The sequence below is a fragment of the Caballeronia choica genome (genome assembly GCF_001544535.1).
GTDB lineage: Bacteria > Pseudomonadota > Gammaproteobacteria > Burkholderiales > Burkholderiaceae > Caballeronia > Caballeronia choica.
This window is the reverse complement of record NZ_FCON02000055.1, coordinates 40,201-49,602: the sequence shown is the minus strand read 5'-3', so window position 1 is coordinate 49,602 and position 9,402 is coordinate 40,201. Positions and strand designations below refer to the sequence as shown.

Here is a 9,402-nt window from a genome sequence, read left to right as displayed (position 1 = left end):
CTAGCGGCGCATGGCAAGGATTGGCGTTGGAAAGCTGCTTTCTTTGCTTACTTTCTTTGCAGCAGCAAAGAAAGTGAGTCCCGCCCCGGACAGGGGCAGAGCAAATAAACCAAAACCAATACAAATTCCATAGAAGCCTGAGCGCATCAAACGGCGTAAACCCCACACCCCCCAAGCGCCAGCGATCACCCCACGCTGACCATCCACGGCACGCCGAAGCGGTCGGTGAGCATGCCGTAGCCTTTCGTCCAGAACGTGGCCTGCCAGGGAATCAACGCCTGACCGCCTGCGCTCAAGGCGGTGAATAGCTTCTCGCCGGCTGCGAAATCGTCGACCGCCAGCGACAGGCTGAAGCCCGCGAAGCCCTTCGGCTTCGCGCCCGCCATACCGTCGGAGGCCATGAGCTCGCGGTCGCCGACGCGAAACGTCGCGTGCATGACCTTGTCCTGCCAGTCGGACGGCGTGTCGGCGGCTTCGGCCGAGTCCTTGAAGCGCAGCAGGAACAGCGTTTCGGCGCCAATCGACTCGCGATAGAACTCAAGCGCCGCTTCGCACTGGCCGTTGAAGAAAAGATAAGTTTCGAGACGCATCACAGACTCCTTTGCGGCGGACCGGCCGCCAGTGCGGGAAGTCTAGTGCAGCGCCGGTGCGCTCGGCACGCGCCGAATCATCAACAAATGTAAAACGGCTCCGAAACGATGAAGTCTCGGAGCCGCTTTCCGGAGCCGGTGAAGCCGCGCGGTTTACTGCAGCGCCGCGATCACCTTTTCGAGTTTGATCGCATCGGCGGCGAAGGTGCGGATGCCTTCGGCGAGCTTTTCGGTCGCCATGGCATCGTCGTTGACGGCGAAGCGGAAGCTCGGTTCATCGACGGCGATCTTTTCGACCGCACCGTTCACGACCGCGTCCGGCGAGAGCTTGCGCTCGATCTTGTCGTTGCTGTCGGCGAGCTTCTTCAGCAAGTCCGGGCTGATCGTGAGCAGGTCGCAGCCGGCGAGTTCCGTGATCTGGCTCACCGTGCGGAAGCTCGCGCCCATGACTTCGGTCTTGTAGCCGAACTTCTTGTAGTACGCGTAGATCTTGCGCACCGACTGCACGCCCGGATCGTTCGCGCCGCCGTTTTTCACTTCGTCCCACTCGGCGCCCGCCGACTTCTTGTACCAGTCGTAGATGCGGCCGACGAACGGCGAGATCAGTTGCGCGCCCGCATCGGCCGCCGCGGCCGCCTGGGCGAGCGAGAACAGCAGGGTCATGTTGCAGTGGATGCCTTCCTTCTGCAGCACTTCGGCCGCGCGCACGCCTTCCCAGGTGGAAGCGAGCTTGATCAGCACGCGCTCGCGTCCGATGCCGGCATCTTCGTACAGCTTGATGAGTTCGTGACCCTTCGCAATCGACGCCTTGGTGTCGAACGAGAGGCGCGCATCGACTTCGGTCGACACGCGGCCCGGGATGATCTTGAGGATTTCCGTGCCGAACGCGATCAGCAGGCGGTCGATGACTTGGTCCACCGGCTTGCCCGCGTGTTCCTTCACGGTTTTTTCGAGCAACGGCTTGTAGTCGTCCTTCTGCACGGCTTTCAGGATCAGCGACGGATTGGTCGTCGCGTCGCGCGGCTTGAATTGCTCGAGTTGCTGGAAGTCGCCCGTATCGGCGACGACGATGGTGTATTGCTTGAGCTGGTCGAGAGCGGTAGTCATGTCGAGTCGTCGGCGCGGTGGCGCCTTGTCAAATGCGGATGCCCGCGTTGAACCTCAGTCGCGACGCCGTCTGGTGTTTTCCACCGGCGGCTCGCCCCTCGCTGTCATTCTATTCCTGCGCGCGCGGTTCGCGCAGATACCCGTGGCGCGGGCATCGGTTCGACCTGCGGTGTCAGCATGCGTGCGCCGTGTGAAGATTCGGCGACAGGGCGTGCTTTCAGGCGCGGCGGGCGTTCAGCACGACCTGCGTGACCACGCCCGCGACCAGTCCCCAGAACGCCGGGCCGATCGAAAGCAGCGTGAGGCCCGACGCCGTCACCATGAACGTGACGAGCGCGGCTTCCCGCTGGCGGATGTCCTGCATCGCGTTGGCGAGTCCGCTCATGATCGAGCCGAACAGCGCGAGCGCAGCCACCGACACCACCAGCGCCTTCGGAAAGGCCGCGAACAAAGCGGCAATCGTGGCGCCGAACACGCCCGCGAGCAGATAAAAGATGCCGCACCAGACCGCCGCCATATACCGCTTCGAGCGGTCATGGTGCGCTTCGGCGCCGGTACAGATCGCCGCCGTGATCGCCGCGAGATTCACGCCGTGCGAGCCGAACGGCGCGAGCACGAGCGACGCGAGCCCGGTTGTCGCGATCAGCGGCGCCGAGGGCGTGGTGTAGCCGTCCGCGCGCAGGACGGCGACGCCCGGCACGTTCTGCGACGCCATCGCGACGACGAAAAGCGGAATGCCGATGCTGATCGTTGCCGCGACGGAAAAAACGGGCATCGTGAAGACGGGCTGCGCGAGCGCGACGTGAAAGCGGCTGAAATCGAGCAGCCCGAGCGCGCCCGCGACCGCGATGCCGACGGCGAGCGTCGCGGGAATTGCGTAGCGCGGCACGAGCCGCTTGGCGAACAGGTAGGTGAAGAACATCGCGAGGACGAGCGCCGTCTGGAACTGCGCGGCGCGGAAGATCTCGATGCCGATTTCGAACAGGATGCCCGCGAGCAATGCGGCGGCGATGCCGCCGGGGATCTTTCTCATCAGCGTGTCGAAGAGACCGGAGAGGCCGACGACGGTCAGGAGCACCGCGCAGACGACGAACGCGCCGATCGCCTCCCCGTACGCGACGTTCGGCAGCGACGTGACGAGCAGCGCCGCCCCGGGCGTCGACCACGCGATGACGATCGGCGCGCGAAAGCGCAGCGAAAGGCCGATCGTGCAGACCGCCATGCCGATCGAAAGGGCCCAGATCCACGAGGAAATCTGCGCGTCGGTGAGATGCGCCGCGCGGCCGGCCTGGAACATCAGCACGAGCGAGCTCGTGTAGCCCGTCATCATCGCGACGAAGCCCGCGACGAACGCGGAGACCGAGGTATCGGAGAACGGGCGCAGCGGCTGCGGCGAGAGGGCGGGGGAGGTCGACGGCGGGTTCATGCTACAGATCGGCTCAAAGGAAGCGCGAATGTTACGCGCTCGCCGCAAGCGTTCGCAATATGAACGCGATTAACGTGAACTGAACGCAAGCCCGCCTACTTCGACAGCGCTCGCATCGCGCTTTCGAGCCCGGCCATCGTGAGCCCGTACATGCGGTTGCCGAGCACCTGCCGGATCACCGAAATCGACTGCCGGTATTCCCACAGCCGCTCCGGCTCCGGATTGAGCCACGCGTGATGCGGAAACTGGTCGGCGAGGCGCCGCAACCACACCGCGCCCGCCTCGGCGTTGTTGTACTCCACCGAGCCGCCCGGCTGCAGCACTTCGTACGGGCTCATCGTCGCATCGCCGACGAAGATCAGCTTGTAGTCGGGCGTGAACTTGTGCAGTACGTCGAACGTGGGCGTGCGCTCGCCGTGGCGCCGCCGGTTGTTCTTCCACAGATAGTCGTAGACGCAATTGTGGAAATAGAAGAACTCCAGGTGCTTGAACTCGGCCTTCGCCGCCGAAAACAGTTCCTCGACGCGCTTGATGTGATCGTCCATCGATCCGCCGACATCCAGCAGCATCAGCACCTTCACGTTGTTGTGCCGCTCGGGCACCATCTTCAGGTCGAGCCAGCCGGCATTCGCGGCGGTGCTGCGGATCGTGTCGGGCAAATCGAGCTCTTCGGCCGCGCCTTCGCGCGCGAAGCGGCGCAGGCGCCGGAGCGCAATCTTGATGTTGCGCGTGCCGATCTCGACCTGATCGTCGTAGTCGCGGTACGCACGCTCGTCCCACACCTTCACCGCCGTGCGATTGCCCGACGACTCGCCGCCGATGCGAATCCCTTCCGGGTTATAGCCGCCATGCCCGAACGGCGACGTGCCGCCCGTGCCGATCCACTTGCTGCCGCCTTCGTGGCGCCCGGTCTGTTCGTCGAAGAGTTCCTTTAGGCGCTCCATCAGCTTGTCGAGGCCGCCGAGCGCTTCGATCTGCTTCTTCTCCTCGGGCGTGAAATCGCGCTCCATACGCTTCTTCAGCCAGTCGAGCGGGATGTCGAACGCGGCTTCGTCGAGCTTCGCCACGCCGTGGAAGTACGCGCCGAACGCCTGGTCGAACTTGTCGAAGTACTTCTCGTCCTTGACGAGCGTCATGCGCGCGAGGAAGTAGAACTCGTCGAGCGACGGCGCGATCACCTGCGCCTTCAGCGCTTCGAGAAGCGTCAGGTATTCCTTCACCGAAATCGGCAGCTTCGCGCCGCGCAACGAGTAGAAGAAGTCGATCAGCATGGTTCGAGTCTCAGCCTTCCAGCCGGTGCTTGAGATGCGCGCGCACGGCCGGCCATTCCGATTCGATGATCGAGAACACGACGGTGTCGCGATACGCGCCGTCCTTCCCGATCTGGTGATTGCGCAGGATGCCGTCCTGCTTCGCGCCGAGCCGCGCGATTGCCGCGCGCGACTGGTGGTTCATGAAATGCGTCCGGAACTCGACGGCGATCGCTTTCAGATTCTCGAACGCGTGCGAGAGCAGCAGGAGCTTGGCTTCGGTGTTGAGCGCGGTGCGCTGCACGCGTTTCGCGTACCACGTATGCCCGATCTCCAGCCGCCGATGCGCCGCCTCGACATTGAAATACCGTGTCGACCCGACGACTTCGCCCGTCTTCGGATCGATCACGGCGAACGGATGCGCGCCGAGGTTGTCGCGCATGGCGAGCGCGGCGTCGATCCAGGCGCGCGTTGCGCCGGGCGCGGGCACGCTCGTGTACCAGAGCTTCCAGAGTTCGCCGTCGGCGGCTGCGGCGGCGATCGGCGCTTCGTGTTCAACGGAAAGTGGGACGAGCTTCACGTGTTGTCCGGACAGCGTGACGGGTTCGATCCAGCGGCTCATGCGTTCGATTCCTTCGGGTTGGCGATCCAGCGATCAACGTTCAGCGATCAACGATCAACGGTTGCTGCGGTTCATGAAGAGCAGCCGCTCGAACAGGTGCAGGTCCTGTTCGTTCTTCAGCAACGCGCCGTGCAGCGGCGGCACGATCTGCTTCTGGTCCGACGAGCGCAGCGCTTCCGGCGGAATGTCCTCGGCGAGCAGCAGCTTCAGCCAGTCGAGCAGTTCGGACGTCGACGGCTTCTTCTTCAGCCCCGACACGTTGCGCAATTCGAAGAAGCTCTGCATCGCGGCGGCGAGCAGTTCCTGCTTGATGCCCGGAAAGTGCACCTCGACGATTTCCTTCATCGTCGACGGCTCCGGGAACTTGATGTAGTGGAAGAAGCAGCGGCGCAGGAACGCATCCGGCAGTTCCTTCTCGTTGTTCGACGTGATGATGACGAGCGGCCGGTGCTTCGCCTTCACGAGCTCATGCGTCTCGTAGACATAGAACTCCATGCGGTCGAGTTCGCGCAGCAGGTCGTTCGGGAATTCGATGTCGGCCTTGTCGATTTCGTCGATCAGGAGCACGGTCTGCTCGTCGGCCTCGAACGCCTGCCACAGCACGCCCTTCACGATGTAATTGCGGATGTCCTTGACGCGCTCGTCGCCGAGTTGCGAGTCGCGCAGGCGCGAGACCGCGTCGTATTCGTAGAGACCCTGCTGCGCCTTCGTCGTCGACTTGATGTGCCATTGCAGAAGCGGCATGCCCAGCGCGGCCGCCACTTCCTCGGCGAGCATCGTCTTGCCGGTGCCGGGTTCGCCCTTGATGAGGAGCGGGCGCTGAAGCGTCATCGCGGCGTTGACTGCGAGCTTGAGATCGTCGGTGGCGACGTATTGCGATGAGCCTTCGAAACGCATGGCAAGGAGTCCGGTGGGGAAAAAATTCCAGTATAAGTCAGATGGGCTATTGTCTTCAGCGCGCGGCGCGTATCGTGTGAACCGGCTCGCCGCGCCCGCCGGACCGCCCGGCGGGCACGGCGCGCACGCCCGCCCGGTGGACGGAGGGTAGGTCGCGCGGTACAATTAGCGCGATTTTTTTGGCCTGCGTGGCTAGAGCAAAAGAGACAGTCGACAGACGAAGCGTCCGGCGACGAGAGTCCCGAGAAGGTTGTGACGAACTCGGCGCGGGCCGTGGCCTTTGGGTCGGACATCGGGCGCGCCGGATTTCCCCTCATGCTAGGTTAGAGAAGCTATGAACAAATTCATCGGCAAATGTGCCGTGATCGCAGCGCTGTCGGGCCTCGCCGGCTTCGCGACCCAGGCGTCGGCCGATGTCGTCGGCAACGCGAAGGCGGCCGAGGGCAAGGTGGCGATGTGTATCGGTTGCCACGGCATTCCGGGGTACCGCACGGCGTATCCCGAGGTCTATAACGTTCCGATGCTTGGCGGCCAGAACGCCAAGTACATCGAAAACGCGCTGCACGCGTACAAGAAGGGCGACCGCCACTTCGACACGATGCGCGCCATCGCCACGACGCTGACCGATCAGGACATCGCCGACATCGCAGCGTACTACGCCGCGCAAACCCCCTCTTCGAAGAACAATCCCGACAAGTGATCCGCGCCCGGATTCAATTCGGCAGCGTGCGGCGCGTCAGCCGCGAATCACTCGGCAATCAAATTTCGCGGGATAGGAGAATTCATGAAGCCCTCTCAGGCACTCCACACAGTGTTCAAGGCAACGTGCGCGGCGGCGCTGGTCGGCCTTGCGTCGATGAATGCGGCGCACGCCGCCGATGCCGGCAACGGCAAGGCGCTGTCCGAAAGCCACAACTGCGCGGCCTGCCACGGCCCGAACCTCAATAACCCGGTGAGCGGGGAATATCCGAAGCTCGCGGGCCAGCATGCGACGTACGTGTACTGGGCGCTGCGCCAGTATCAAATGGGCAACGGCAACCCGAACTTCGGCCGCAGCAACGCGATCATGGCCGCGCAGGTGCAGAACCTGTCGCAAGGCGATCTGAAGGACATCGCGGCTTATATCGAATCGCTGAACGGCAGTCTGGTGCTCAAGAAATAACGCCGGCTTTCGTCGTTCGTCAGGTTCAACGACTACACCCCGCTCGCGCGGGGTGTAGTCGTTTACGGGCTGTGTGAGATGTGGCGCGACGCTAACTTTGCCAAAGGCGGACGGGAACATCGTCCACAAGCCTGATTCAATCCCGCGAAGCGCGCCGTTCGATCAGCGCGAGATAGGCATCGGTGTCGGGCGGCGTGTTGGTGCGCTGTGCGTCCCAGATGATCTGGCCGAGGCATTCCATGATCGCGTGCTGCGCGTCGTGGGTCGAGCCGAGCCGCGCCACGAGTTTGTCGTGGGCGCGTCGAATGCCCGGCGGCTGGTCGATCGACAACTGCTCGCTGATCGCGAGATGCATCGACAGATGCAGGAACGGATTGCTCTGGCCGCGCTCCGGCGAGTAGTCGGCCTGTTTCGCGTCGGGATCGGCGAGTTCACGCTGATATTCCGGATGCTCGCCGATCCAGTCGGCGGCGATGCTTTCCAGCGGCGTCAGGATTTCGCCCGCGCGCTGCTTGCGCCAGGTGTCGGTGAAGAATTGACGAACTTCGTCGCGGCTGGGATTGAACATGCGGCGGGTTTCCAGGGATTGCAGACCGCCATTTTAAGGCGCGGGGCGCGTTCTCCGCTCACAGCACCGGCGCCGGCGTCTTCGGCTTGTACTCGCAGAGCGGCTCGATCGCGCAATGCCAGCACTCCGGCCTGCGCGCCTTGCACACATAGCGGCCATGCAGGATCAGCCAGTGATGGGCGTCGTGCAGGAACTCTTCGGGGATGAATTTCTCCAGCGCCGCTTCGACCGCGCGCACATCCTTGCCGGGCGCGAGCCCCGTGCGATTCGCAACGCGGAAGATATGCGTGTCGACGGCGATCGTCGGATGGCCGAACGCCGTGTTGAGGATCACGTTGGCGGTCTTGCGTCCGACGCCCGGCAGCGATTCGAGCGCCTCGCGGTCGTCGGGCACTTCGCCGCCGTACTGGTCGACGAGCAGGCGGCACGTCGCGATCACATTCTTCGCCTTCGTGCGATAAAGCCCGATCGTTCGGATGTAGTCGGCCACGCCTTCCTCACCGAGCGCGAGCACTTTCGCGGGCGTATTCGCGACGGGGAACATCCGGCGCATCGCCTTGTTGACCGAGACATCGGTGGCTTGCGCGGAGAGCAGCACCGCGATCAGCAACTCGAATGGCGAGGTGTACTCCAGCTCGGTTGTCGGATGCGGGTTGAGACTCTGCAGCGTCTCGAAGATGGCGCGGCGCTTCTTTGGATTCATCGGACGCTTGGGGTCAGTGGTCGGAGTCGTTCTTCTCGGGCGCATCGCCGCGCTTCAGGCCAAGGCGGCGGCGCCGTTCTTCGGCAGCGTCGATTTGCGCCTGCACGTCGGCGCTTACGCGCTCGGTGTTCTTCGGCTCCGCGCCGAGCTTCGCCAGTTCTTCCTTCTTCTTGCGCGCACGTTCGAGCGCAGCCTGAATGATGGCGCGTTTCTTCGCATCGGCGTTATCGGTGGCATCGTCGGTGGCGGGCGCGACCGTGGACGCTTGCACGTTGCTGGCCTCAGTCGGCTGCCGTCCCGCCTGCCGTGCGGCGGCGCGCGCTTCCGCCGCCTCGCGCTCGCTCGCAAGACGCGCTAGGCGCCGGTCATGCCGATCGCGCGCGGCGTCGGCGTCATGCTGGGTCCACGCTTCCCAGCCGGTCTTGTCGCCGGTCACGGGGATCATCGCGATGCAGTCGACGGGGCAGGGCGGCACGCACAAGTCACAGCCGGTGCACAACTCGGGAATGATCGTGTGCATCTGCTTGGCCGCGCCGACGATCGCGTCGACGGGACACGCCTGCATGCACAGCGTGCAGCCGATGCACACGCTCTCGTCGATCACGGCGAGCGGGCGCGGGCGCTCGACGCCGTTCTCCGGATTGAGCGGAATCACGGGCTTGCCGAGCAGGCGGGCGAGCCGCGCGACGCCTTCGATCCCGCCGGGCGGGCACTGGTTATGGCTTGCAACGCCTGCCGCGATGGCTTCGGCGTAGGGGCGGCACGCGGGATACCCGCACTTGGTGCACTGCGTCTGGGGCAGCAGATCTTCGATGCGGTCTGCGAGCGTCTTCGGAGCGGTTGCGGTCACGTTCACGGCTTGAGGTGGCGGCATCGTAGGTCATGCGACCGCCAGGGGGCGACGACCAGGCATCGACGCGCTCATGTTTCGACACCGCGGGGAGCGGCGCGGGTTATGCTCCCGCGCTCGGGCTAAAGGCGCCATTATCGCCCAATTCCCTTTCATTCCCAATTGCCAATAGGCAATCGATGTGCGCATAATCGAAGCGCTTTTCCGATTGACCGCAGGACGGTGTT

The 9,402-nt window shown here is 64.0% G+C and carries 11 protein-coding genes; 2 read left to right on the top strand and 9 right to left on the bottom strand.

What is annotated here, in order from left to right:
* Positions 1-185: 185 nt before the first annotated feature.
* From AWB68_RS22910 to AWB68_RS22885, 6 genes are all read right to left on the bottom strand, one after another.
* Positions 186-590 carry a VOC family protein gene (locus AWB68_RS22910; protein WP_087646630.1) on the bottom strand — a complete coding sequence of 135 codons (405 nt, stop codon included), beginning with the start codon at positions 588-590 and terminating at the stop codon, positions 186-188.
* A gap of 153 nt (positions 591-743) precedes the next feature.
* Positions 744-1,697, bottom strand: coding sequence for a transaldolase (gene tal / locus AWB68_RS22905; protein WP_087646629.1), 954 nt, complete (start codon positions 1,695-1,697; stop codon positions 744-746).
* Between the two features lie 217 nt (positions 1,698-1,914).
* On the bottom strand, positions 1,915-3,123 hold the full coding sequence (locus tag AWB68_RS22900) for a benzoate/H(+) symporter BenE family transporter (RefSeq protein ID WP_087646628.1): 1,209 nt from the start codon (positions 3,121-3,123) through the stop codon (positions 1,915-1,917).
* A gap of 95 nt (positions 3,124-3,218) precedes the next feature.
* On the bottom strand, positions 3,219-4,394 hold the full coding sequence (locus tag AWB68_RS22895) for a vWA domain-containing protein (RefSeq protein WP_087646627.1): 1,176 nt from the start codon (positions 4,392-4,394) through the stop codon (positions 3,219-3,221).
* A gap of 10 nt (positions 4,395-4,404) precedes the next feature.
* Positions 4,405-4,995 carry a GNAT family N-acetyltransferase gene (locus AWB68_RS22890; protein WP_087646626.1) on the bottom strand — a complete coding sequence of 197 codons (591 nt, stop codon included), beginning with the start codon at positions 4,993-4,995 and terminating at the stop codon, positions 4,405-4,407.
* Between the two features lie 54 nt (positions 4,996-5,049).
* Positions 5,050-5,892, bottom strand: coding sequence for an AAA family ATPase (locus AWB68_RS22885; protein WP_087646625.1), 843 nt, complete (start codon positions 5,890-5,892; stop codon positions 5,050-5,052).
* 334 nt (positions 5,893-6,226) lie between these two features.
* Here AWB68_RS22885 and AWB68_RS22880 point away from each other — a divergent pair, with 334 nt between their 5' ends.
* Both AWB68_RS22880 and AWB68_RS22875 read left to right on the top strand, forming a co-directional pair.
* Positions 6,227-6,592, top strand: a complete 366-nt coding sequence (locus AWB68_RS22880; RefSeq protein WP_062636767.1) for a c-type cytochrome — start codon at positions 6,227-6,229, stop codon at positions 6,590-6,592.
* Positions 6,593-6,676: 84 nt separating this feature from the next.
* A complete protein-coding gene (locus tag AWB68_RS22875; RefSeq protein ID WP_087646624.1) occupies positions 6,677-7,054 on the top strand; it encodes a c-type cytochrome in 378 nt (125 codons plus the stop codon).
* 136 nt (positions 7,055-7,190) lie between these two features.
* On the opposite strand, the gene AWB68_RS22870 is transcribed toward AWB68_RS22875, so the two are convergent.
* The 3 genes from AWB68_RS22870 to rsxB are packed head-to-tail and all read right to left on the bottom strand — an operon-like array spanning position 7,191 to position 9,175.
* On the bottom strand, positions 7,191-7,622 hold the full coding sequence (locus AWB68_RS22870) for a DUF1841 family protein (protein WP_087646623.1): 432 nt from the start codon (positions 7,620-7,622) through the stop codon (positions 7,191-7,193).
* A gap of 58 nt (positions 7,623-7,680) precedes the next feature.
* Positions 7,681-8,325, bottom strand: a complete 645-nt coding sequence (nth, locus tag AWB68_RS22865; protein WP_087646622.1) for an endonuclease III — start codon at positions 8,323-8,325, stop codon at positions 7,681-7,683.
* A 13-nt stretch (positions 8,326-8,338) separates the two neighbouring features.
* Entirely contained in the window at positions 8,339-9,175 is an 837-nt protein-coding gene (gene rsxB / locus AWB68_RS22860; RefSeq protein ID WP_200828767.1) for an electron transport complex subunit RsxB, read from the bottom strand.
* Positions 9,176-9,402: the final 227 nt, after the last annotated feature.